Raw genomic sequence first — 23913 nt, 5'->3', positions numbered from 1 at the left:
AGGTCAGACGGACGATGGTAGAAGATCACCCGTTCTACTGGATCTCCGTTCCCACGTCTCCAAGATCCACCAAACCCCTGGACAACCAGCCCACAGGCCTAACTACCCGGCATTGGGGCTAGGGGGTCTTGATGGTGTAGGGCTTGGGCTCGGTGACCACGGGCTTGCCGTTCTGGTACTCGCCCCTGGTCGCCGAGGTGTTCTTGATCCGCGGCATGGCGGGCACCGGCGTCGCGGTGAAGTCGATCGGAGCCGTCGCGCCCATGGTGTCGAAGGCCTTCTGCTTGTCCAGCCATGCCTTGATCTTCTCCGCGTCCGGCCCGCCCGCCGCCGGGACGACCTTCGTGAGCAGCTTCACTCCGAGCCAGGCGTTGATCACGCCGTCGGCGATGGGGTTGGTGAGGCCGCCCACCTTCGGCCCGTACTTGGCGACGTCGGCCTCGAAGTCCTTGCGTACGGTCCCGCCGTAGGCCAGGACGCCGAGGTTCGGCTGCCGCAACTGCATCAGCGTCTTCGTCAGCTGCGGCGACACCTCGATGCTGGGGATCGCCCAGCGCAGCCCGGTCAGCCCGATCTGGTGGCAGGTCTGGATCAGCATGGGGCTCTGGCCCGCGCTGATCGCGAGCACGGCGGTGTCCGCGCCGGACTCTTTGATCTTCAGGCAGGCGGGCTGGAAGTCGGCGGTGGTCGCCGGCAGCGTCACCGAGCTGATCGAGATCGACTTGGGGTAGTAGGTGGTCGCCCGCTTCTGGCTCTCCCGGGCGATGACGCTGTCCGAGGAGACGTAGGCGACCTTCTTGGTGGCCGGCGGGAGCATCTGCGGCAGGATCCAGTACTGCACCAGCACCGGCTGCAGCACGTAGACCCGGTCGTTCTTCAGCGAATCCAGGCTCGACCCCAGGCTGGCCCACGAGATGCTCTTGGTCGCCTTGAGCGTCGGGACGAGGCCCGCCTCCATGTTGCCGTCGTTGCCGACCATCATCAGGACCTTGTCCTGCCTCAGCAGCTTCTGCGCGCACAGCGCGGCGCCCTGCGGGGTGCCCTTGTCGTCGCAGACGACGATCTCCACCTTGCGGCCGCCGATCCCGCCCGCGTCGTTGACCGCCGCCGCCGCGATCTTGGCCCCCTGCGGCACCCAGGGATGGGAGTAGGAGTTGGTCTGCAGCCCCGCCATGATGCCCAGCTTGATCGGGCCGTCGCCGTCCGCCGCGCTCCCCCCGGCCGGGCCGCACCCCGTCGCGCCCAGCGAAACCGCGGCGAGCGTGGCCATGGACCGATGACGAATGCGCATGTCACTCCCACAGTGCGAGTGGCCCCGATGTTGTGACCGGCACCACACCCGACCTGAGCCGAAGCGTAGTCAGTAATCACTCACTCCGCAATCCCTCCAGCGCCGGCCCGTACCACACGTCCGGCGGCCGAACGGCTTCGTGCCGGTGACCACGAGCCTGCCCGTTCTGGATCTCGCTCTTGAACGCAGAGGCGTTCTTGGCGCGACGTCCACCGGCGCGGTGAAGTTGTTCGGGGCCGTCACGCCGCCGGTGTCGAACGCCTTCTCCTCGTCCAGCCACGCCTTGCCCGGGCCGCCCGCCGCCGGGATCACCGTGGTCAGAAGCTTCACCCCGAGCCAGGCATTGACCTTGCCGTCGGCCCTCGCGTTGGTGATGCCGCCGGCCTTCCGCCCGTACCCGGCGACGTCGAATTCGCGCTGGCTCCCCGCCGAAGTTCGGCTGCCGCAGTTCCGTCAGCCTCTTCATCACCTGCGGCGCCGGCACGATGCCAGCTCGATCTGGTTGCAGGCCTGGATCAGCGACGGGCTCTGCCCGATCTGATCGCGTTACCGCGGTGTCCGCGTTCCCCGCGTGCGCGTGGAACGGGTCGTCTGACCTGGTGACCTAGCGCCGCAATGTGGCTTGAGCGGGGTGGTGGCACACTCGATCGTCATCGGTCACCTCGTACAGCTCGATCCGCAGCATGCGCCGTACGTGGGCTGGGACGCGCCTGGCCGCCTGCAGTGAAGACGATGGGAAGATGAGCACGTAACTCACGGATACTGATTCATCGGTCATGCGACGCAGCAACTGCCCGTAGGCGATGTCGGTGTCGATGCCTCTTTCGCCGGTACGCCCCTTGGCTTCGCAGACCAGCCGCTCCTGGCCGCGGGTGGCCTCCAGATCGGTCCACCGGTCGGTCGGCGTCACCGGTCTCCAGCCCTGAGCGACCAGCCACGTGCGAAAGACGTGGACGACCCGGTCCTCGTCGCTGTCGTAGGCGAGGAGTGCGCGTACCGTCGCCAGGTCGGATGCCCGGGCGCGGCGCAGTCGGCCCCGGCTGTCGGCGTCCAGATCCGACGGGCGGATCACCACCAGCCGAAGGCCGTGCGCCGGGATCCCGGTGTCGCGCCGGGAATCGTAGATCGCCCGCTGCCGGCCACGGTGCACTCCGCTGATGGTCAACCTGTCGGGCTTGTCGAAGTGCGGTACGGGCCGGTCATGCTGAAGCTCCCGGTACTCGACCACGAGCCCGCGGCCCGGCCAGTAGCCATCGACAGGGAGCCTGGCCCTTCGACCGTCAGCGGTCGGGTCGCCCAGCAGCCAATCGAACCGGTGCTGGGTCACGGCCTGCTCACCCAGGACCTCGCTGCACAGACCGATGACGTACGCCTCGTCGCTGTCGGCTCTGCCCATGCCGGAATGATGCCACCACGGCAGCGTCGGCGCGGTGAAGCCATCGCCATCCGGAAGAAGTCCTTCCTGGTCAGGGACGGAAGAAGTCGAGGATGGCCGCGTTCACGGCTTCGGGTTGCTCCAGCTGGCCGTAGTGGCCGCAGTGTGCGATCTCCCGGTACGTGCCGCCCGGGATGTGGTCGGCCACCTCGCGGGCCAGGTGGGGCGGGGCCATGAGGTCGTCGGTGAAGCCCATGACCAGGCAGGCGGACTCGATCGTCCGGTAGCGCTCCAGGCGGTTGGGGATGGTGTCGATCGAGAGCTGTGAACGGCTGAGCATGGTGCTGATCGGGGACATCTCGAAGATGTCCAGCCAGTCGCGGACGAGGCGCTCGTCGTTCAGGGTGCGGCGGGAGAAGCCGCGGACCACGTTGACGACCGCCTCGTAGCGAGGGGGCAGCTTGACGCCGCTGTCCAGGAGTTCCAGTTCGGCGTGGGAGGCGGCGGCGCTGAGGGCGTCGGTCCGGCCTCGGGTGGCCATCAGGACCGCCTGGCTCACCAGGTCGGAACGGGTGGTCAGGAGTTCCTGGGCGATGATCGCGCCCATGGAGAAGCCGACCAGGCGGCAGGGGGACGGGCGGAGGTGCTCGATCAGGCCGATGGTGTCGGCGACCATGTCGGCCAGGGTGAAGCCCTCCGCGGAGATCTCGGACGGCGGGATGCCGCGGTTGTCCACGGTGATCGCGCGGAAGCCGGCCTTGATCAGGGCGGGGACCTGGTGGGTGCGCCAGACCCGGCCCGGGGCTCCGGTGCCGGCGAGGAGCACGACGGGGTCGCCGGCGCCGTACTCTTCGTAGTTGATGCCGTTGACGATGGGCATGGTGCTCCCTCAGACCGTTCGCAGGGCTTCGGTGGGCTGCATCCGGGCCGCGCGCAGGGCGGGCAGGAGGCCGGCGACGCCGCCGATCGCCACGGCCGCCGCCACTCCGCCGCCCCAGGCCGTGGGCGGGATCACCACGGCCCAGTCCTTGGCGGAGGCGTAGACGACCGTGGCCAGCACCCCGCAGGCGACGCCGACCGCGCCGCCGAGGCCGGCCAGGAGGATGGACTCGCTCAGGAACTGGGTGCGGATATGTCCTCGGGTGGCGCCGAGCGCGCGGCGCAGGCCGATCTCGGAGCGGCGTTCCAGGACCGAGATGATCATCGTGTTGGCGACGCCGACTCCGCCGACCAGCAGGGCGACCGCGCCGAGCCCCAGGAACAGGCCGTTGAGGGCCGACTCGGCGGCGGCCCGGGCGACGAGCGCCTCCGAGGGGTTGCTGACCGTGACCTGGCCGGGGAACTGCGGGTTGGCGGTCGCCGCCAGGACGGCGTGCACGTTGTCCACCTGGTCGGTCTGCGACCGTGCGTAGATGGTGGTCGGATGACCGTCGAAGCCGAGGTACTGCTCGGCCGCCTTGAAGCCGACCAGCACGGAGGAGTCGATCTCGGGTGCCAGCTTGGCCGGTCCGAGGATGCCCGCGACATAGAACCACTGGTCGCCGAGCCAGATCCGCTGCCCGGCGCGGACACGGTCGATGCCGAGCCGCTGCGCCGCGCTGGATCCGAGCACGGCCACCGGCTGCGTCGCGGTGGCGGCGTTCAGGTAGCGGCCGCGCAGCACGGTCGTGCGTACGGCCTCGGGCAGTTGCAGGGTCGCCGCCCGTACGGTGAGCGCGTTGGTGTTGACGGCGGGCACCAGCGGCGAACGGTAGACCTTGGCCTTCGTCGCCCCGGTGCTCTGCACCTGCTCCACCGGCCCGATCCGGGCGATCATGCCGGGTGCGGTCTTGGGCAGCGGGACCTCCTTGCCCGACAGGTCCTTGCCGGTGCTGACGGTCAGCATGTTGGTGCCCAGCCGGTCGATCTCGGCCAGCAGCCCCGCCTGGGACGAGGCGGACAGGCCGAGCACGGCGACGATGGACGCCACGCCGATGGCGATGCCGAGGGCCGACAAAGCCGCGCGCATCCGCCGGGTGCGCAACCCGACGCTGGCGACCCGGGCCAGGTCGGCCGGCTGCATCCGGCGCGGAGCGATGACGGTCACGGGTGCGGCCTTTCGGTGCGGTCGGCCCGGAGCGCCGTGGGCGCGTCCGCTCGGGCCTCGTTGTCAGGTGCCGCGGGGTGGCGGACGTCGTTGACGATGCGGCCGTCCAGGACCTCGATGCGGCGGGGCAGCCGGGCGGCCAGGTCGCGGTCGTGCGTGATCACGACGATGGTGGCGCCCTCGGCGTTGAGGTCGGTCAGCAGCCCGTAGATGGACTCGGCGGTCTTGCTGTCGAGGTTGCCGGTGGGCTCGTCGGCCAGGACCAGGGCGGGCCGTCCGACCAGGGCGCGGGCGATCGCCACCCGCTGCCGTTCGCCACCGGACAGCTTGGACGGCAGGAAGTCGGCCCGGTGCGACAGCCCCACGCGGTGGAGCGCCTCGGCGGCCGCCGCGCGGCGCGCCGCGCGGTTCACGCCCGCGTAGAGGAGGCCGTCCGCCACGTTCTCCAGCGCCGTGGAATGCTGCGCCAGGAAGAACTGCTGGAACACGAAGCCGATCGTGGTCGCCCGCAGCGAGGCCAGGTCGCGGTCGCTCATCCGCGCGACGTCCATGCCGGTGATGCGCACGACGCCGGAGGTGGGGCGGTCGAGCGTGCCCATCACGTGCAGCAGGGTCGACTTGCCCGAACCCGAGGGGCCCACGATCGCGATGAGTTCGCCGCGCTGGATGGTGAAGCTCACCCCGGCCAGGGCCACCACGGGCTCCGCCGCCGGATACAGCTTGCTCACCGAGTCCAGTTGCAGGACCGCCCGGTCGTCGCCGCCGCCGGTCACGCCGGCCGGGTCCGGCATCGTCGGCGCCGCGGCCTTCCCGCCGATCATGACGCAGGCACCACGACGCGCCGGCCGGCGGCCAGGTCCTTGCCGCTGACCTGGACCGTGCCGCTGGTGTTGTCGAACAGGCCCAGCGTCACCGGGACGATGCGGCGCGCGCCGTTCGCCTCGACCAGTTCGACGCCGTAGCCGCCGTTGAGCAGGGCGAGCAGGGCGTTCACCGGGACCGCCAGGACGTCCTCGACGCTCTCGGTGACGATCGACACCCCCACCGGGGCCTGGTCGAGCGTGCCGGTGGCCTTCTCGTCCGTCGGCCTGATGCGCACGGTGATGGTGGCGCCGCCGGTCGAGGTCTTCTTGGCGACCGTGCCCACCGACGTGACCACGCCGGGGGTGCTCTTCATGTTCGGCAGCGTGATCGTCACGTTGTCGCCTTCCTTGACCTGCGACTGCATGGCCGCGTCCACCGCGACGGTCACCGTGCGCTCGGTCGAGCCGGCCTTGACCACGACCTCGCCCGCCTTGGCGGCGGTGCCGGAGGTCACGGGCACCGAGGTGATCCTGACCTTGTCCTTGGGCAGGAACACCGCCTGCCTCCTGGTCAGCGTCCCGGTGTCGTCGAGGCCGAGGTCGTCCTGAAGATCCTGCAGCGCGTCCTCGGTGGCCCAGCCGAAGTACTTGGAGCGCGGGTCGAGATAGCCGCCCGCGGTGTGGCCCAGCGCGACCAGCGCCGCGTTGAGCTGGCGCACGTCGGTGCCCGACAGGCCGCGCTTCAGGTCCCGGTAGAACGGGGAGGACGCGCCCTCGAGGAAGATCACCGGCTTGCCGTCGACCCGGTACAGCACCTCGCCCTGCCGGTACACCCTGCCGGTCTTCGGCAGCTTGGTGTACGTCCCGGACCCCTGGTTGATCGCCTGGTAGGAGCCGGCGAAGGACAGCGTGCCGTTCACCGAGGTACGGGCGGACAGCCGGCCCTTCGTGATCGTCGCCGTGCCGGTGGGGGCCACGCTGCCGGTGTCCCCGGCCTTGCCGTCGTCGAGCGGACCGGTGATCACGTAGGCGATGCCCAGCCCGGCCACGACGACCACCACGGCGGGCAGCACGACCCGGCGGCGCCGGCGGCGCTGCGCGGCCGACGGTTCGACCGGTTTGTCGGCGTCATTCTGCAATGATGTGGGAAGTGCGTTCACGACTCACCACCGCTTTCCATGGCAACTCCTCATCCGCATGCCGGGTCGTGCTCGAAGTCGCACTGAGGCGCTCTAAGTAGGTTTTACGGGACCGGCGGTTTCGGAACAGTTTCGTTCCGCTCGGCTTCGCCGCGAACTGCCCGCGCAGGTATCGGACATGAGGAAACGCCGCCACGGCGGCACGGAGCGAACCCTCCCCAGCCTGGCGGTGCCGGTCCGCCGCCTGCCAGGCTGGAAAGGGTTCAAGATCGCGGTTCGTCGCGCGGCACACGGCGCGGTTCGCTCACCGGGCCCGGGGTCGATTCGTTCCACGAACCTTCGGGCCGGGGTGCCCGGCGAATCTCGGAGAGGGGCCGTCGTCCACCATCAGGGGCCGCCGGGGCCGCTGCCCTGCGTGTCGCCCTTTCCGCCGCCGGCGAGGTGCTGCTGGCACTTCTTCTCGGCGTTCTTGAACACCGGTCCGGCCGGGTCGACGCCGAGCTTGTCGCCATCGATGCCGATGCCGCCGCCGGGCTTGGGGTCCGGGAACTTCGGGACACCGTTCTCCCGCATGCACTTGGCGTACTTGAGGCCCGCGGCACGGTTCTCGGGGACGCCGCCGGCCGGGGGCGCGGGCAGCAGCGACTTGCACGCCGCGTCGGCCTTCTTGAACTGCGGCGAGAACTGCTGGACCTTCTGCGCGTCGATCGAGAGCCCGCCGTTGGAGTCGGGGTCGGGGAACTCGGTGATGCCGTTCTTGCGCATGCACTGGGAGTAGGCCAGCGCCATCTTCTTGACCTCGTCCTTGGACACCCCGGGGCCCGCGCCCTGGTTGGCCGGCGCGGACGATCCGCCGCTGGGGCCGACGTTCGCCACTTCCTTGCCCTCGCCCTCCGGGTCTCCCCCGCAACCGCCCACCAGCAGGGCGAGGGCCGCCGCCCCGGTGACCAGCGAGCCGGTCACCGGCCAGGCACGGCGCCGACGTGCGCGCGGCCGGGCCTCCCGGCCGCCGTCGTGTTCTGTGCTCGCGTCCATGTGCAGCTCCTTTTCCATGCCCTCGGCCAAGGCTGAACCTCGATGGGGCCCGTTCTACGGGCCAGGGGGTTTCGGCGAGGTATCAGAGCGGAACCCGTCGGCGGGTGGCTTTGACACCGTGATGTGTGCTATCCGGCGACCCCGCGAAGCGGCGCCGCGTGACCGAAACTTCTTTTTCCGCCCAGCCCACCATGCATGAACGCGCCTCTTTCCGCGACTGTCCAAATTCGCCATTCGCGGCGGCGCGGGCACTCCCTTGAGAACGCGAAACCGGTCCGGTACGGTGAAAAATCGGATGGACCCCGCCGGTTTGCGCTGATCAGCCGCAGTAAGTGACCGCGGCGAATGGCACTCCGCGCCCATGCCGTTCGCACATTGTCTCCGCGCGTCGATTCGCGCGTCCCGCCCGCAGCCGAAGGAGTTGGTTCTCGCATGACTGCCCAGCAGATCGCGGTCCCGGACCTGGTGGACCCGAAGAGCCATCTGGACCACGACATGATCGAGGTCTGGCGGCGGCTCCGGGCCGAGGAGCCGGTGTACCGGCATCCGGCGGCCGCCGGGCGGCCGGGCTTCTGGGTGATCAGCCGCCACGACGACGTCGCGCGGATCCTCCGCGACGACGAGCGCTTCACCTCCGAGCGCGGGAACGTGCTGGCCACGATGCTGCAGGGCGGCGACACCGGGGCCGGCCGGATGCTCGCGGTCACCGACGGCCGGCACCACACCGACCTGCGCAGCCTTCTCCTGCAGGCCTTCGCGCCCCGCGCCCTGAAGGACGTGACGCTGCGGGTCCGCGGGCTGGTCAGGACGCTGCTGACCGAGGCCGCCGAGCGCGGCGAATGCGACTTCGCCAAGGACATCGCGTCCGTCATCCCGCTGGAGACGATCTGCGACCTGCTCGCCGTCCCCGTCTCCGACCGGCGGGAGGTGCTCCGCCTCACCAAGTCCGCGCTGGCCTCGGACTACGAGTCGCCCGGATCCGACGTCGACCGGATGGCGCGCGGCGAGATCCTGCTGTACTTCACCGACCTGCTCCGGCAGCGCCGCCGCCGCCCCGGCACCGACCCGATCAGCCTCATGGCGACCGCCGAGGTGGGGGGCCGGCGGCTCGGCGACGACGACATCGTCCTCAACTGCTACAGCCTGATCATGGGCGGGGACGAGACCAGCCGGCTGTCGATGATCGGCGCCGTGCGGGCCCTGGTCGAGAACCCCGACCAGTGGCGGGCCCTGAAGAACCGCGAGGTGACCGTGGAGAGCGCGGGGGAGGAGGTGCTCCGCTGGACCACGCCGACCATGCATTTCGGGCGTTCGGCCCTCGTCGACGTCCCCGTGGGCGAGCGCACGATCGCCTCCGGAGACCTCGTCACCCTGTGGTTCACCTCCGCCAACCGGGATGAAAGAGCCTTTTCCGAACCCGACCGGTTCGACCTGTCCCGCTCCCCCAACAAGCATCTGTCCCTCGGCTACGGCCGCCATTTCTGCCTGGGCGCCCATCTCGGCCGCGTCGAGATCAACGCGATGCTGGACGGTCTGCGCACCTTTGTGGACGACATCGAACAAACCGGGCCCGGCCGTCACATCTATTCCAACTTCCTGTCCGGAATGAGCAGCCTGCCGGTGACCTTGAAGGCCGCCCCGGCCAGGGGAGCCGACTGGCAGGAATAACCTGCGGGGTCTGACCGAAACCGCGCTGAAACCCATCGCCGGGCATCATGGGAGAGGCGGGACAGCGCGGGGCGCCGTGGGCACGCGGGCGCCTGTGGCTGTGGGCCCGCGGCGCCGTGGGGCTTTCCGTCCAACTGCGCGAATTGTTCAGACGGGGGCCCTCGATCCCCATCGGGAGGAGCGGCAGTGCGTGTTCTTGTGATCGAAGACGACGAGGAGATGGGCCGGGCGGTCGCCACCGGCCTGCGCCGGGCCCGGATGGCCGTCGACCTCGCCCTCGACGGCCCCGCCGGGCTCGAACGCGCCCTGCTCAACGACTACGACGTGGTCGTGCTCGACCGCGACCTGCCCGGCCTGCACGGCGACGAGATCTGCGGCGAGCTGATCGCCGCCCAGTGCCGCAGCCGGGTGCTCATGCTCACCGCGGCCGCCACCGCCGAGGACATGGTCGACGGGCTGGGCATCGGCGCCGACGACTACCTGCCCAAGCCCTTCGACTTCCCGGTGCTGGTCGCGCGGATCGGCGCGCTCGCGCGCCGCGCCCACCCGATGGTCCCGCCGGTGCTCGAGCACGGCGACATCGTCGTGGACACGGCCCGGCGCCGCGCCCACCGCGGGTCGCGGCCGCTCGAGCTGGCCCCCAAGGAGTTCGGCGTCCTGGAGCTGCTGATCGCCTCCAAGGGCCGTACCGTCTCCTCCGAGGAGCTGCTGGAACGGGTCTGGGACGAGGCCGCCGATCCGTTCACCAAGACCGTCAAGGTCACCATGAGCCGGCTGCGCGCCAAGCTGGGCGACCCGCCGGTCATCGAGACCGTCGCCAAGTCCGGATACCGGATCTGAGGCCGCCATGCGCTCGCACCAGCCCGCCGCCCGGGAAGAACCCCCCGCCCAGGAGCGGCCCGCCGCCCAGGGACGGCCGTCCGCTCGGCACGCGGCACGGGCCGCCGCGCGCACGTCGCGGCTCCGCCTGCCCAACCGCACCGTCCGGCTCCGCCTCACCCTGCTGTACGGCGCCCTGTTCCTCGTCTGCGGGACCGCGCTGCTGGCGATCACGTACGTGCTGATGGACCACGCCACGGCCGACGGCTACATCTACAAGGGCAAGGACAACAGCGTCAACGCGATGGTCGGCTCCCCCGAGCCGCCGCAGGGGTACCCGCCGGTCCCGGAGGGCCGCCAGAGCCAGAGCGGGCAGCTCGAGGGCGTCGACCCGAACCCGGCCGCCGAGCAGCCGATGGCCGACGCCAGGACGGCCGAGCTCCTCGCCAAACGGCAGCACGAGGAGCAGATGCACCAGCTGATCATCCAGTCCGGCATCGCCCTGGGGATCATGACGGTGATCTCGATCGGGCTGGGCTGGATCGTGGCGGGACGCATCCTGCACCGGCTGCGGACGATCACCGCGGCGGCGCGCGACATCTCGGCGACCAACCTGCACGAACGGCTCGCCCTCGACGGCCCGCGCGACGAGCTCAAGGAGCTCGGCGACACCTTCGACGAGCTGCTCGCCCGGCTGGAGTCCTCGTTCCTGACGCAGCGCCAGTTCATCGCCAACGCCTCGCACGAGCTGCGCACGCCGCTGGCCCGGCAGCGCACCGTCGCGCAGGTCGCGCTGTCCGACCCCGGGGCCACCGCCGACACGCTCCGGGAGGCCCACGAGCGGGTGCTCGCCGCGGGCGCGCAGCAGGAACGGCTCATCGCGGCGCTGCTCACCCTGGCCCGAGGGCAGGCCGGGCTCAGCGCCCGCGAGCCGTTCGACCTGGCGCGGCTGACCGAGGAGGTCGTCATCATCCGGCAGGAAGACGCCGAGCAGCGCGGCCTGCGGATCGGCACGCGGTTCTCGCCCGCGACGGCGGTGGGCGACCCCCGGCTGGCCGAACGCCTGATCGTCAACCTCGTCGACAACGCGCTGCGCCACAACGTCCCGGACGGCCACGTCCGGGTCGGCACCGGGGTCCGGGACGGCCGCCCCGTCCTGACGGTGGTCAACACCGGCCCCGTCGTGCCCGCCGACGCCGTCGACAGGCTCTTCCGCCCGTTCGAGCGGCTCGGCGCCGAGCGCACCCGCAAGGACGGCCTCGGCCTGGGCATGCCGATCGTGCGGGCCGTCGCCGACGCCCACGACGCCGGCATCACCGTGGAGCCGCGCCCCGGCGGGGGCCTGGAGATCACCGTGAGCTTCCAGGCCCCGGACCCGCCCGCCCCCGCCCACCGGCGCGCCCCCTCCCTCGCGAACGGCGCGGGACCCGCCCGGCCGCGCGCTTGACCTGCTCCCGCTCTTGTCCGGAGTCGAGCGACGTCCGGAGGACATCCCCCGCTGAAGGAGGCGGAAAGTGCTCGAGACCACGACCGTGCGCGACAAGAACGTCGTCGACGACGACGACCCGCGCGCGCAGATCTGGGAAGTGCTGCGCGGCCAGTGGAGATTCTCCGCGCTGTACGCGTTCGTCGACCTCGAACTCGCGGACCGGTTAGGTTCGGGCCCGCTGACGGTCGACACGCTCGCCGAACGCTGCGGCGGCGACCGCCTGGCCCTGAGCCGTCTGCTGCGCACCGCCGCGGGTCTCGGCATCGTACGCAGCGTCCCGGGTGAGGACGGCCTGGGCAGGTACGCCCTGACCCCGGCGGGCGAGACCCTGCGCACCGACGTGCCGCGCTCGATGCGTTCGGTCGTCATCCCGCAGGGGGCGCCGGACTTCCTGGAGGCGATGGGTTCCCTGGCCGAGGCGGTCCGCGATGGCAGGTCCCCGTTCGCCACCCGCTTCGGAACGATGTACGGCTATCTGGAGCAGCACCCCGAGGCCCGGCACCACTTCGACGCCCACATGTCGACCCGGTCCCGTTCCATCGCCGAGGCCGTCGTCGCCGAGTACGACTTCTCCGGGATCGGCGTCATCGCCGACCTGGGCGGCGGCGTGGGCACCGTGCTCGCGACGATCCTGCGGGCCGCTCCGAACCTGCGCGGTCTCCTGTTCGAACTCGAACCGGTCGTCGCCCGGGCCGCCGGCTTCCTCGCCGACCAGGGCGTCGCCGACCGCTGCGAGCTGGTCGCCGGCGACTTCTTCACCTCGGTCCCCGCGGCGGACGCCTACATCCTCTCCAACATCGTCCACAACTGGGACGACGACGGCGCCCTGCGCATCCTGACCAACATGCGCGAGGTCATGCCCGACCACGGCCGGGCGCTGCTGCTGGACATCCTCCTGCCCGAGGACGACCGTCCCCACCTGGGCAAGGACCTGGACATGCGGATGCTGGCGCTCTACGACGGCGCCCGCGAACGCGGCGAGGACGAGTACCTCGCCCTGCTCGGCAAGGCGGGACTGCGCCCCAACCGGGTGATCGAGCTGCCGTACGCCCTCAGCCTGATCGAAGCCCTGCCGGACTTCTGAGCGGGAGGAACCATGCGCAAGCCCGCGATGGTCTACCGCACCCCCGAGGACGACAGCACCCGGTGGCTCGGCTTCCCGTTCCGCCCGGGCGACATCGTCGTCAGCACGGCGCACAAGAGCGGCACGACCTGGACCCAGATGATCTGTGCGCTCCTGGTCTTCCAGACCCCCGAGCTGCCGGCCCCGCTCGCGGAGCTGTCCCCCTGGCTGGACCAGCTCGTCACCCCGGCCGACGAGGTGTACGCCTCGCTGGCCGCCCAGGAGCACCGCCGCTTCATCAAGACCCACACCCCGCTCGACGGGCTGCCGCTGGCCCCCGAGGTCACCTACATCGTCGTCGCCCGGCACCCGCTCGACGTGGCGGTCTCCCGCTACCACCACTTCGAGGGGCTGCCGGCCGGCGAGCGCCCCCGGATCCCGCCCGTGCGCGAATGGGTGCTGTCCTGGGTCGACCGCGACGACTGGCAGCCCGACTCGCTCCAGCGCCTCGTCTGGCACCTCTCCGACGCCTGGGAGCGCCGCGACGAACCCAACGTGGTGCTCGTCCACTACGAAGACCTGTCCCTCGACCTCGACCACGAGATGCGCCGCCTGGCCGGCCGCCTGGGAATCAGCGTCCCCGACCGAACCTGGCCCGCCCTCGTGGAGGCGGCCACGTTCAAGCACATGCGCGCCCGCGCCGACCTGCTGGTCCCCAAGGCGGCCAAGGCCCTGACCGACAACCGCGCGTTCTTCCGCAAGGGCACCTCCGGCTCGGGCCGCGCCCTGCTGGCTGGCGAAGAACTGGCCCACTACCGCGAACGCGTGGAGACCATGGCCTCCCCCGACCTCCTGTCCTGGCTCCACCGCCCGTGCTCTATTTAGTCCCGGCCTACGGCGCTCGCCTGGCGGCTGTGTCTCTAGTCCCGGCCCACGGCACTCGCCTGGCGGCTCGCACCTAACCGGGCCTTGGCGAGCGCGACATCGCTTCGCGATCTGCCCGGTGAGGCTCGCCTTCGGCTTCGCCTCACCGGGCAGGTAGCGCGCTCGCGCGGTACTTGAGGCCACTTCGAGACATGCTCGAGAAGACAAGAGAACGCCGAGGCCCCACCGCGGGGCCTCGGCGTTCGTTCGTCAGGAGTTGCCGCAGTCGTACAGGAGCTCCTGGGGGTTGGGCTGGGCGGCGCCCGCGCCCGCATAGGACGATTCGGGCACCGGGGTGCAGGCGGAGCGCGTCCACTGGATGACGTCGTTGACGGTCGGGGTGATGGGCGTACCGGAGTAGCCGATGTCGGCCGAGCCGCCGACGAGGATGAAGCGCAGGTCGCCGTCGGCCACCAGCTCCTTGATCCGTGACAGCGTCGGTGCGGGTACGGAGCCGCGGAAGCCGCCGATCGGCAGCACCTTCGCGCCGGCACCGGCGATGAAGGTGCTGGCCGTGTCGAAGGACGTCGTGGCGAAGAGGTGGTCGGCGCCCCTGGCGTGGGCTCGGGTGTAGCGGAGCAGCGCGCGCTGGTGGCCGGTCAGTTCGTAGTGCGAACCCGGCTCGCGGTGGTTGCCCGGTCCGGCGCCGGCTTCGAAGGAGTCGCCCGCGTAGCGGGAGTCGAGTACGGAGGCGGCCCAGACGGTGGGCGTGAGCAGGACCGCGCCGACTCCGGCGACCAGCGCGGCCGTGACCATGCGGGGGCGCGCCCAGGGCTTGACGAGGGCCACCACCAGGACCACCAGCGCCGCCCCGCCGACCGCCGAGACGAGCGGGACCAGCCACGGCAGGAAGCTCGGGTAGTCCCTGGAGAGGTGGATCGTCCACGCCAGTTCGGCGGCCACCAGCACCGGAAGGGCCCAGGCACGCCTGCCGCCCGCGCGGTGGGCGCGGCAGATCGCGACGATTCCCGCCGCGGCCAGGGCCGCGATCGAGACGCTCAGGGTCGCGAGGTAGGCCTTGTGGGACACATCGATCTTGGAGAAGACGAGCGCGGATAGCGCGAACCACGTGCCCCACATCAGGTACCCGCCACGGGTCCGGTCGGTGCGGCCGGCCCGGCGGTGCCACACCAGGCCGAGGCCCAGCGACAGGAGCGCCGCGGGATACAGCCAGCCGGTCTGCGTGGCGATGTCGGGCCTCAGGAGCTTGGTCCAGCCTCCCGAGCTCTCCGACGTCCCGGCCCGGGGGGCGGCGCCGTCCGGTCCTGTGCCGGGTGCGGTGTCGGGTCCGCTGTCGGCCGTTCCGCTCGTGGTGCCCGGGCCCCGATCGTCCTTGCCGCCGGGTCCCCCGCCTTCATGGGTTCCCGGGCCGCCGGTGTCCTCGTTGCCGGGCCCTCCGCCCTGGCTCGTACCACCGTCCTGGCCGCTCGGGGCACCGGGTGCGTTCGGGTCGGTGCCCTTGCTCTGGGTCGCCGGGCCGTTGCCGCCGTCCTGGGATCCGGCGCCGCGGAGCGTCCCCGGCACCATGATCCCGAGGCGGTCCAGGCCGTTGTAGCCGAACACCATCGACAGCGCTTTGTCGTTGGTGGTGCCGTCGACGTAGGGACGGTCCGCGGCCGGCGTCAGCACGAAGAGCATGGTCCAGGACGCCGACACGACGATCAGGGCGGCCCCCGCGATCAGCAGGTGCCGGATCCGGCGGCGCAGGGCGACGTCGGCCACCAGCAGGTACCCCAGGGCCAGCGCCGGGACGACCATCCACGCCTGCAGCATCTTGCACTGGAACCCGAGGCCGATCCAGACGCCGGCCAGCACCAGGGAACGCGGGCGCGCCTCGTTGACCGCCCGCTGGTAGCAGTCGGCGGCCAGCACGAGGAACATCGTCAGCGCCCCGTCCTCCATGGAATGGCCGAACATCGACGTCACGATCGGCGTCAGCCCGAGCAGGCCGGCGGCGAGCAGCCCCGCCGCCGGGCCCTGCCAGCGGCGTACCACCCGGTACATGACCAGGACCGTGATGACGCCCTCGATCGCCTGCGGCAGCGCGAGCGACCACTCGTGGAACCCGAAGATCCGGACGGACAGGGCCTGGAACACGAAGGACCCGGCCAGCTTGTCGACCGTGGACGTGGCGGCCGGGTCGACGGCGCCGAAGAGGAACGCCTTCCAACTCATCGACATGCTCTTGGCGACCACGGAGTACAGCGGGGCGTACCCGGCATCGTGCAGATTCCAGGAGAACAGCAGGCCGGCGACCGCCGCGACGGCCAGCAGCGCCGGACGGGCCCAGGGCGGCTGCCCGTCCGGCGAGCGCCACACCTCCCAGCGGCGGCGCGGCCTCGGCGCGGCTCCGGCGGGGGGCGCGGGAGCGTCGGAACGATCTTCCTTCGTCGTCGGTAACGGACCGTGCGACGTGGACACGCAGAACCTCCGTACGGGGAGCGGGCCGGTGGAGAAGCGGGCCCGGTACGGGGGTCGGTACGGGAGCCCGGCCGGGCCGTCGATGCGTCGACGCCGGTCAGCCGGCGGAGCTTCCGTGGGTGTCGCCGCCGGCGTACTTCTGGCAGGCCTTCTCCGCCGCCTGGTAGACCGGGTGGTCCGGCGCCATGCCGATCTTGTCGCCGTCGAGGGCGGCCCCGCCGTTGGGGTTGGGGTCCGGGAACCTGGTCACGCCGTGGTCGCGCATGCACTTCGAGTGCTTCAGCGCCCTGGCCCGGTCCTGCGCGGGGTTGTCGCCGCTTCCGCCGGCGGGCATCAGCGACTGGCACGCCTTTTCGGCGGCCTTGGTGGTCGCGGAGTTGGCCCCGACGGCATTGCCATTCACCTGGAGGCCCTTGCCGGGTACCGGGTCGGGGAAATTGCTGACCCCGTGCGACCGCATGCACTGGGAGTATTTGAGGAGGCCGGCGTAGATCTCCTTATCGCTCGGCATCTTCTCGCCGCCGTTGCCGCTCTGCGAGGGCGCGGCGCTCCCGCCGGGCGCCACCGCCACGGACTTGGGCTTGTCGTCTCCGGACGAGCCGCAGGCGCTCGTCAGCAGCGCGAACGCGCTCAGCCCCACGGCGAACGGAACTGCGACACCCCTGAACCTTCCGGTATTTCCGGTCATTGCTTTTTCTCCCTCTGACGACTTGTCTGTTCCTGAACAGTTCTATCGCCGCAAGGGTTTCGGGGCGGTTTCAGAAGGCGCGGAGGGCGGTGGAGATCAGCTGGGCGATTTCCTGGAGGGGTTCGCCCTCCAGCATCCGGTGGTGGTCGGAGGCGATGTCGTGACTGCGGACGGTGCCCTCGATGTAGGGCTTCCAGGCTTCCGGGGCCTCGGTGGCGGGTGTGTCGTCGGGCCGGTTGAACTTGGCGACGAACAGGAGGAGGTCGCCTGGGAACGGGGCCGGCACGTGCTCCATGAGGAGGCGCGTGTTGTTCTCCGCGACCTTGTGCAGGGCCGAGAGCGACGCGTCGGGTTCGGCCGCGACCGGCCGGAGGCGGGCTCGGGGAGCGACGCCCGCCCCTTCCGTCTCGCGGTAGGGGTAGCCGTCGATGACGGCCAGCATCGCGACCTCGTCCGGGATGCGGGCCGCGATCGCCTGGGCCACCACGCCGCCGAAGGACCAGCCCACGAGGTGGTACGGGCCGGTCGGCCGGATGGCGCGGATCCGGGACAGGTAGTGGTCGGCCATCTCCTCGACGGTGTCGGGGAGGTCTCCTTCGCCGTCGAGTCCACTCGCCTGGAGGCCGTACACCGGGTGGTCCGGGAAGTGGTCGGCCAGTCCGGCGTAGCTCCAGCCGAGGCCGCCGCCGGGGTGGACGCAGAAGATCGGGGGCTTGTCGCCCTCGGTACGGAAGGCCACCACCGGCGCGAAGTCGCCGGTGCGGTCGTGCTCGTGGAGCGACGCGGCGATCTCGGCGACGGTCGGGGTGCCGATCAGCGTGCGGATGCTCACCTCGACGTCCAGGACCGCGCGGATCCGGGAGATCAGGCGGATCGCGAGGAGGGAGTCGCCGCCCAGCTCGAAGAAGGAGTCCTCCGCGCCGACCCGGTCCAGGCCGAGGACCTCGGCGAACAGGTCGCAGAGGATCTCCTCGGCCGGGGTGGCCGGGGGGCGGCCGGCCGCGGCGGAGTCCGGCGCCGGGAGGGCCGCGCGATCGAGCTTGCCGTTCACCGTGACGGGCAGTTCGGGCAGCAGCACGACCGCGGCCGGGACCATGTGGTCCGGCAGCCTGATCGCCACGAACTCCCGCAGCATGTCGGCGGGCACCCCGTCCTCGGTGGGGACGACGTAGGCGACCAGGCGCTGGACGCCCGGCCGGTCCTCGCGGGCGATGACCGCGGCCTGGGCGACCTGGGCGTGGGCCGACAGGACCGCCTCGATCTCGCCCGGCTCCACGCGGAAGCCGCGGATCTTGATCTGGTCGTCGGCGCGGCCGGCGAAGACGAGTTCGCCGGCCGGTGTCCAGCTGACGAGGTCGCCGGTGCGGTACATGCGTCCGGGGGCGAAGGGGCAGGCGACGAAGCGTTCGGCCGTGAGCGCGGGGCGGCCGACGTAGCCGCGGGCCAGGGCGGGGCCGGCGATGTAGAGCTCGCCGGTGACGCCGGGCGGGACGGGGCGCAGGAACTCGTCCAGGACGTAGACCCGGGTGTTCCAGATGGGGCCGCCGACGGAGATGCCGCCTCCGGGGGTCAGGGGCGCGCTCATCGTGGCGCACACCGTGGACTCGGTGGGGCCGTAGGCGTTGAACATCCGGTGGCCGGCCGACCACGTGGCCGCGAGGGCGGGCGGGCATGCCTCTCCGGCCACGATGATGCTCAGGGATTCGGGCAGGTCCTCCACCGTCGCGAGCATCGAGGGCGGCAGCGTCACGTGGGTGACACCGGCGTCCGTCACCACGGCTTCCAGGCTGTCCTGCATGCCGTCGGGGTCGGCCAGGACGAGCGCGCCGCCCGACAGCAGGGCCATGCAGAGTTCCCAGAACGCCGCGTCGAAGCCCAGCGCGGCGAACTGCAGCACCCGTGAGCCCTCGCCCAGCCCGAACCGGTCGATCTGCCAGTCCGCGAGGCCGCCGATACCGCCGTGCGTGACTGCCACGCCCTTGGGGCGGCCGGTGGAGCCGGAGGTGTAGATGACGTACGCGGGGTGTTCGGGCCGGAGGGACGTCCGGTGGGGGGCGTCCGAGGGCGCCGCGGCCAGTGCCGACGCGGTCGCCGGGTCGTCCCAGACGAGGCGTTCCCGGTCGGTCACCAGGTGCGCGGTCGCGCTGGTGCAGACCACCACGGCCGGACGGGCGTCACCCAGCATGAAGGCGATCCGCTCCGGCGGATACTCCGGGTCGATCGGCAGGTAGGCGGACCCGGCCTTGGCCACGCCCAGAACCACGACGGGCAGGTCCTCCGAACGATCCATGAGCACGCCGACCAGGCCCTCGGGGCCCGCTCCGCGATCGATCAGGGTGTGCGCCAGCCGGTTCGCGCGGGCGTCCAGCTCGGCGTAGGTCAGCTCCGCCTCGCCGTACGTCACCGCGAGCGCGTCCGGAACGCGCGCGGCCTGCGCCTCGAACAGCTCGGGCAGCGTTCCCCCGCGCACCGGGCGGGACGTGTCGTTCCAGCCTTCGAGCACGCGGTCCCGCTCGTCGTCGAACAGGACGTCCAGCCCGCTGACCTTCCGGTCCGGGTGGGCGGCCACCAGCTCGAACACGCGGACCAGCCGATCGGCTAGCAGCCGCGCTGTGCCCTCGTCGAACAGGTCGACGGCGTACTGGACACCGCCGTCGATCCCGGCCGGGACGCCGCGCTCGTCGCGGACCTCGGCGAACGTGACCGCCAGGTCGAACCTGGCCGTCTCCGTCTCGTCCGGCGGCTGCAGCGGCCGGACGCGCAGTCCGGGCAGTTCCCAGGGGGTGTCGGCCTGCGGGATGTTCTGGAAGGTCATCCAGATCTGGAACAGCGGGTGCCGGGCCAGGGACCGGACCGGGTTGAGGTCCTCGACCAGGCGCTCGAACGGCAGGTCCTGGTTGGCGTACGCCGCCAGGTCCGCCTCCCGCACCCGCGCCAGGAGTTCGTCGAACGACGGGTCGCCGCTCACGTCCGTCCGCAGGACCAGCGTGTTCAGGAAGAACCCGGCCAGGTCCTCCAGGGCCGCGTCGCCCCGGCCCGCGACGGCGGTGCCGAACGCCATGTCGGTTCCGGCGCCCGTCCGCGCCAGCAGCACCGCGAGCGCCGCCTGCGCCAGCATGAACATGGTGACGCCGTTCCGCCGGGCGACCTCGACGAGGCGGGCGTGCACGTCGGGGTCGACGCGCAACGGCACCGAGCCGCCCTTGAAGGACGCCTCCGCCGGGCGGGGACGGTCCGCGGGGAGCGCGAGCTCCTCCGGCAGGCCGGCGAGGGTCTCGCGCCAGTAGCCGAGCTGTCCGGAGATCAGGCTGTCCGGGTCGTCGAGTTCGCCGAGGACCTCGCGCTGCCAGAGCGAGTAGTCGGCGTACTGGACGGGCAGCGGCTCCCAGCCGGGCGCGCCGCCCGCGCTTCGAGCCGCGTAGGCGATCCCGAGGTCGCGGGCCAGCAGGCCCATCGACCAGCCGTCCGCCGCGATGTGGTGCGCGACCACGACCAGCACGTGGTCCGCCTCCGAGAGCTCCAGCAGCCGGGTCCGCCACGGCAGCTCGTGCTCCACGTCGAACCCGCGCGCCATCTCGCCGCCGAGCACCCCGTCCAGGTCGCGCTCGTCGACCCGGGTCACCGTCAGCCGGGGCCGTCCGGCCTCGCCTTCCAGGACCTGCTGCCGGGGCGTCCCGCCGTCGCCCGGGAAGACCGTGCGGAGGCTCTCGTGCCGGTCCGCCACGTCGCCGAGCGCGGCTTCGAGGGCGCCGATGTCCAGGTCGCCTGAAAGGCGCAGCGCGAGCGGCATGTTGTACGCGGCGCCCGCGCCGGCCTCCTCCAGCCGGTTGAGGAACCACATGCGCTGCTGGGCGTACGACAGCGGCACGGCCTCCGGACGCTCTCGCACCGCCAGTTCCGTCCGGAGGGCGCCGCCACGATCACCGTCGGCCAGTTCGGCCAGGCCCGCGACGGTCGGGGCGCCGAACAGCTCACGGACGCTGATCTCGGCGTCCATCACCGCCCGCACGCGGGCGATCAGCCGCATCGCCAGCAGCGAGTCACCGCCCAGCTCGAAGAACGAGTCCTCCGCGCCCACCGTCTCCCGGCCGAGAACCTCGGCGAACAGCCCGCACAGCACCTCTTCGGTCGGCGTCGCCGGGCCACGGCTCGTCACCGGCCCGGCGAGGGCGGGCGCGGGGAGCGCGGCACGGTCGAGCTTGCCGTTGACCGTCACCGGGAGCGCGTCCAGCGAGACCACGGCGGCCGGGACCATGTAGTCGGGCAGCCGCGCCGCGGCATGCGCCCGCAGCGCCGCCTCGCCCGCGCCGGTGCCCCCATCGGCGGGAACGACGTAGGCGACGAGCCGCCTGACGCCCGGCCGGTCCTCGCGAGCGATCACCGCCGCCTGGCGGACGCCGTCGTGGGCGGCGAGGACGGCCTCGACTTCGGCGGGCTCGATCCGGAACCCGCGGATCTTCACCTGCTCGTCGGCCCTGCCCGCGAACTCCAGGACGCCGGCGGACGTCCAGCGGGCCAGGTCGCCCGTGCGGTACATCCGTCCACCGGTGAACGGGCACGCCACGAACCGCTCCGCCGTCAGACCGGGACGGCCGGCGTATCCACGCGCCAGCCCGGCACCCGCCAGGTAGAGCTCGCCGACCACGCCCGGCGCCACCGGGCGCAGGAACCCGTCCAGCACGTACGCCCGGGTGTTGTCCATCGGCACACCGATCGGCACCGAGGCCGGGACGGCGCCCGCCTCGGTGAACGCGAGCTGCGTGGTGAACGCGGTGTTCTCGGTCGGCCCGTACGTCGTCCGCACGACCATGCCCGGGTGCTCTTCCAGCAGCGCCCGGACGGCGTTGGCCGACACCACGTCACCGCCCGTCGACACCTCCCGCACCCCGGCGAAGATCTCCGGTGACTGCTCGGCCAGCACCCGGAACAGCCCGGCGGTCGCGTGCACGTTGGTCACCTTGTGCTCGGCGATGAGCCGGCCGCGCTCGGCGATGTCCACCTCGCCGCCCGCGGGGACGATGACCAGCCGGCCGCCGCGCAGCAGCGGGACCCACACCTCGTACGTGGAGGCGTCGAAGGCGTGGTTGGCCTGGACGAGAACCCGCTCGACCACCTCGTCGGCCCAGCTGCCGTCCAGGCAGAACGCGACCACGTTGCCGTGCGTGACCGCCACACCCTTCGGCACGCCGGTCGACCCCGACGTGTACATCACATAGGCGAGTTGCTGCGCCGACACCCGCACGTCCGGGTCGTCCGCCCGCGACCCCTCGACCAGATCCTCGGCGGTCAGCACCACCGAGACGCCCGCCTCGGCCGCGATCGCCCGGCGCCGCTCGGCCGGATGACCGGCGTCCAGCGGGACGTACGCCGCACCCGCCTTCACGACGGCGAGCAACGCGATGATCAGGTCGGCCGACCGGTCCATCAGCACACCGACCAGATCCCCGGGACGCACTCCACGATCGATCAGCGAGTGCGCCAGCCGGTTGGCCCGCCCGCCGAGCTCGGCGTAGGTCAGCTCCACATCACCGGACACGACCGCGACCGCGTCCGGGGTCTCGGCCACGCGGCGCCGGAACAGCTCCGGCAGCGAGGCGGCCGGCAGCGGCCGGTCGGTGGCGTTCCAGTCGCGGACGACCTGGCGCCGCTCGTCCGCGTCCAGCACCTCGATCTCGCGCAGGCGCAGTCCCGGATCGGCGGCGACCTGTCCCAGCACCCGCACCAGCCGGCCTGCCAGGACCTCCGCGGTCCGCTCGTCGAACAGGTCGGTGGCGTAGTGGACGCCGCCCGCCATTCCGGCCGGGGCACCCTGCCGGTCACGCTGCTCGGCCAGGATGACCGACAGGTCGAACCGCGCCGCCAGCTTGTCCTCGGTGTCCAGCGGCCGGACGTCCAGGCCCGGCAGTTCCCAGGGTTCCTGGGCCTCGGGCAGGTTGTGGAGGGTCAGCATCACCTGGAACAGCGGGTGCCGTGCCAGCGAGCGGGCGGGGTTGAGGTCCTCGACCAGCCGCTCGAACGGCAGGTCCTGGTGCGCGAAAGCCGCCAGGTCGGTCTCGCGCACCCGCTCCAGCACCTCGCTGAACGACGGGTCGCCGCTCACGTCCGTCCGCAGCACCAGCGTGTTCACGAAGAAGCCGGCAAGGCCCTCGAGCGCGGCGTCCCCGCGTCCGGCGACGGCCGTCCCCACCGGGATGTCGGTGCCCGCGCCGACCCGGGCCAGCAGCATCGCCAGCGCCGCCTGCGCCACCATGAACATCGTGACGCCGTGCTGTTGCGCCACCTCCAGCAGGCGTTCGTGAACGTCGGCCCCCACCCACAGCGGCACCGACTCGCCCTGGAAGGACGCCTCCGCCGGGCGGGAACGATCCGCGGGGAGCGCGAGCTCCTCGGGAATGCCCACGAGGGCCTCACGCCAATAGCCGAGCTGCGCCGAGATCACGCTGTCCGGGTCGTCGAGGTCGCCCAGGACCTCGCGCTGCCAGAGCGCGTAGTCGGCGTACTGGACGGGCAGCGGCTCCCAGCCCGGTGCGCCGTGGGCGCGGCGGGCCGCGTAGGCGGTACCGAGGTCGCGGGCCAGGACGCCCATCGACCAGCCGTCCACCGCGATGTGGTGCGCGACCACGACCAGCACGTACTCCGGTTCCGCCGCCGGTGCGGAGCGCGCGGCCAGGAGCCGGGCGCGGAACGGCAGTTCGCGGGCGAGGTCGAAGCCGCGGTCCATCTCGGTGACCGCGGCCTCGTCCAGGCCGTCGGGAGCGACCTCGCTGATCACCAGTTCAGGACGGCCGCCGGCGCCGTGCACGATCTCCTGGCGCGGCACCCCGCCCTCGTCGGGGAACCGCGTGCGCAGGCTCTCGTGCCGGTCGGCGACGTCTCCGAGGGCGGCCTCCAGGGCCGCGATGTCCAGGTCGCCCGACAGGCGCAGTGCGAGCGGGACGTTGTAGGCGGCGCCCGCGCCGGCTTCTTCGAGTCGGTTGAGGAACCACATCCGCTGCTGGGCGTAGGACAGTGGCACGTTCTGGGGGCGTTGGCGTGCGGTGAGCGCGACGCCGGTGTTGCCGGGCCGGTCGTTGTCGAGGATTCGGGCCAGTTCGGCGACGGTCGGGGCGCCG

The 23913-nt window shown here is 71.8% G+C and carries 16 protein-coding genes; 6 read left to right on the top strand and 10 right to left on the bottom strand.

The genetic code is table 11. The features are described 5' to 3' along the window. Positions 1–118: 118 nt before the first annotated feature. Positions 119–1291 carry an ABC transporter substrate-binding protein gene (locus ACFPZN_RS51665; RefSeq protein WP_378291906.1) on the bottom strand — a complete coding sequence of 391 codons (1173 nt, stop codon included), beginning with the start codon at positions 1289–1291 and terminating at the stop codon, positions 119–121. A gap of 145 nt (positions 1292–1436) precedes the next feature. Between ACFPZN_RS51665 and ACFPZN_RS51660 the strand changes: the two genes are divergently transcribed. Next, positions 1437–1832 (top strand): hypothetical protein, encoded by a 396-nt coding sequence (locus tag ACFPZN_RS51660; RefSeq protein ID WP_378291904.1) that lies wholly within the window; start codon positions 1437–1439, stop codon positions 1830–1832. Between the two features lie 63 nt (positions 1833–1895). Here ACFPZN_RS51660 and ACFPZN_RS51655 read toward each other — a convergent pair whose 3' ends face one another. The 6 genes from ACFPZN_RS51655 to ACFPZN_RS51630 form a co-directional block, all read right to left on the bottom strand. Then, the gene (locus ACFPZN_RS51655) at positions 1896–2687 is read right to left on the bottom strand and encodes a hypothetical protein (protein ID WP_378291902.1); all 792 of its coding nucleotides are present in this window, start codon (positions 2685–2687) and stop codon (positions 1896–1898) included. A gap of 70 nt (positions 2688–2757) precedes the next feature. Beyond that, a complete protein-coding gene (locus ACFPZN_RS51650) occupies positions 2758–3546 on the bottom strand; it encodes an alpha/beta fold hydrolase (RefSeq protein ID WP_378291900.1) in 789 nt (262 codons plus the stop codon). A gap of 9 nt (positions 3547–3555) precedes the next feature. Further along, the gene (locus ACFPZN_RS51645) at positions 3556–4752 is read right to left on the bottom strand and encodes an ABC transporter permease (protein ID WP_378291898.1); all 1197 of its coding nucleotides are present in this window, start codon (positions 4750–4752) and stop codon (positions 3556–3558) included. Continuing rightward, a complete protein-coding gene (locus ACFPZN_RS51640; protein WP_378291896.1) occupies positions 4749–5573 on the bottom strand; it encodes an ABC transporter ATP-binding protein in 825 nt (274 codons plus the stop codon). The genes ACFPZN_RS51645 and ACFPZN_RS51640 overlap by 4 nt, the downstream gene beginning before the upstream one ends. Next, positions 5570–6715, bottom strand: a complete 1146-nt coding sequence (locus ACFPZN_RS51635; RefSeq protein WP_378291894.1) for a peptidoglycan-binding protein — start codon at positions 6713–6715, stop codon at positions 5570–5572. Before ACFPZN_RS51635 ends, ACFPZN_RS51640 begins: the two co-directional genes overlap by 4 nt. A gap of 366 nt (positions 6716–7081) precedes the next feature. Continuing rightward, entirely contained in the window at positions 7082–7729 is a 648-nt protein-coding gene (locus ACFPZN_RS51630) for a hypothetical protein (protein ID WP_378291892.1), read from the bottom strand. Positions 7730–8161: 432 nt separating this feature from the next. Here ACFPZN_RS51630 and ACFPZN_RS51625 point away from each other — a divergent pair, with 432 nt between their 5' ends. The 5 genes from ACFPZN_RS51625 (at position 8162) to ACFPZN_RS51605 (ending at position 13653) form a co-directional block, all read left to right on the top strand. Continuing rightward, entirely contained in the window at positions 8162–9397 is a 1236-nt protein-coding gene (locus ACFPZN_RS51625; protein ID WP_378291889.1) for a cytochrome P450, read from the top strand. A gap of 186 nt (positions 9398–9583) precedes the next feature. Then, positions 9584–10237, top strand: a complete 654-nt coding sequence (locus ACFPZN_RS51620; RefSeq protein ID WP_378291887.1) for a response regulator transcription factor — start codon at positions 9584–9586, stop codon at positions 10235–10237. Positions 10238–10244: 7 nt separating this feature from the next. Next, complete coding sequence (locus ACFPZN_RS51615) at positions 10245–11663, top strand: sensor histidine kinase (protein ID WP_378291885.1); 1419 nt, start codon at positions 10245–10247, stop codon at positions 11661–11663. Positions 11664–11730: 67 nt separating this feature from the next. Then, entirely contained in the window at positions 11731–12789 is a 1059-nt protein-coding gene (locus ACFPZN_RS51610) for a methyltransferase (protein WP_378291884.1), read from the top strand. Positions 12790–12801: 12 nt separating this feature from the next. Next, positions 12802–13653, top strand: a complete 852-nt coding sequence (locus tag ACFPZN_RS51605) for a sulfotransferase domain-containing protein (protein WP_378291882.1) — start codon at positions 12802–12804, stop codon at positions 13651–13653. 249 nt (positions 13654–13902) lie between these two features. On the opposite strand, the gene ACFPZN_RS51600 is transcribed toward ACFPZN_RS51605, so the two are convergent. The 3 genes from ACFPZN_RS51600 to ACFPZN_RS51590 all read right to left on the bottom strand — a co-directional run bounded on the left by ACFPZN_RS51600 (position 13903) and on the right by ACFPZN_RS51590 (position 23816). After that, positions 13903–16113, bottom strand: a complete 2211-nt coding sequence (locus ACFPZN_RS51600) for an ArnT family glycosyltransferase (RefSeq protein WP_378291879.1) — start codon at positions 16111–16113, stop codon at positions 13903–13905. Positions 16114–16210: 97 nt separating this feature from the next. After that, complete coding sequence (locus ACFPZN_RS51595; RefSeq protein ID WP_378291877.1) at positions 16211–16801, bottom strand: hypothetical protein; 591 nt, start codon at positions 16799–16801, stop codon at positions 16211–16213. 70 nt (positions 16802–16871) lie between these two features. Beyond that, on the bottom strand, positions 16872–23816 hold the full coding sequence (locus ACFPZN_RS51590; protein ID WP_378291875.1) for an amino acid adenylation domain-containing protein: 6945 nt from the start codon (positions 23814–23816) through the stop codon (positions 16872–16874). Between the last annotated feature and the right edge of the window lie 97 nt (positions 23817–23913).

It is taken from the genome of Actinomadura rugatobispora (assembly GCF_042656285.1).
Classification (GTDB): domain Bacteria; phylum Actinomycetota; class Actinomycetes; order Streptosporangiales; family Streptosporangiaceae; genus Spirillospora; species Spirillospora rugatobispora.
Note: the sequence above shows the minus strand (reverse complement) of the source record. Positions and strands in the feature narration are given on the sequence as shown.

What these genes read in the sequence shown, in the direction of transcription:
- ACFPZN_RS51665 (WP_378291906.1), bottom strand. Translation starts at nt 1,291, where the DNA reads ATGCGCATTCGTCATCGGTCCATGGCCACGCTCGCCGCGGTTTCGCTG.
- ACFPZN_RS51655 (WP_378291902.1), bottom strand. Translation starts at nt 2,687, where the DNA reads ATGGGCAGAGCCGACAGCGACGAGGCGTACGTCATCGGTCTGTGCAGC.
- ACFPZN_RS51650 (WP_378291900.1), bottom strand. Translation starts at nt 3,546, where the DNA reads ATGCCCATCGTCAACGGCATCAACTACGAAGAGTACGGCGCCGGCGAC.
- ACFPZN_RS51640 (WP_378291896.1), bottom strand. Translation starts at nt 5,573, where the DNA reads ATGATCGGCGGGAAGGCCGCGGCGCCGACGATGCCGGACCCGGCCGGC.
- ACFPZN_RS51630 (WP_378291892.1), bottom strand. Translation starts at nt 7,729, where the DNA reads ATGGACGCGAGCACAGAACACGACGGCGGCCGGGAGGCCCGGCCGCGC.
- ACFPZN_RS51625 (WP_378291889.1), top strand. Translation starts at nt 8,162, where the DNA reads ATGACTGCCCAGCAGATCGCGGTCCCGGACCTGGTGGACCCGAAGAGC.
- ACFPZN_RS51615 (WP_378291885.1), top strand. Translation starts at nt 10,245, where the DNA reads ATGCGCTCGCACCAGCCCGCCGCCCGGGAAGAACCCCCCGCCCAGGAG.
- ACFPZN_RS51605 (WP_378291882.1), top strand. Translation starts at nt 12,802, where the DNA reads ATGCGCAAGCCCGCGATGGTCTACCGCACCCCCGAGGACGACAGCACC.
- ACFPZN_RS51595 (WP_378291877.1), bottom strand. Translation starts at nt 16,801, where the DNA reads ATGACCGGAAATACCGGAAGGTTCAGGGGTGTCGCAGTTCCGTTCGCC.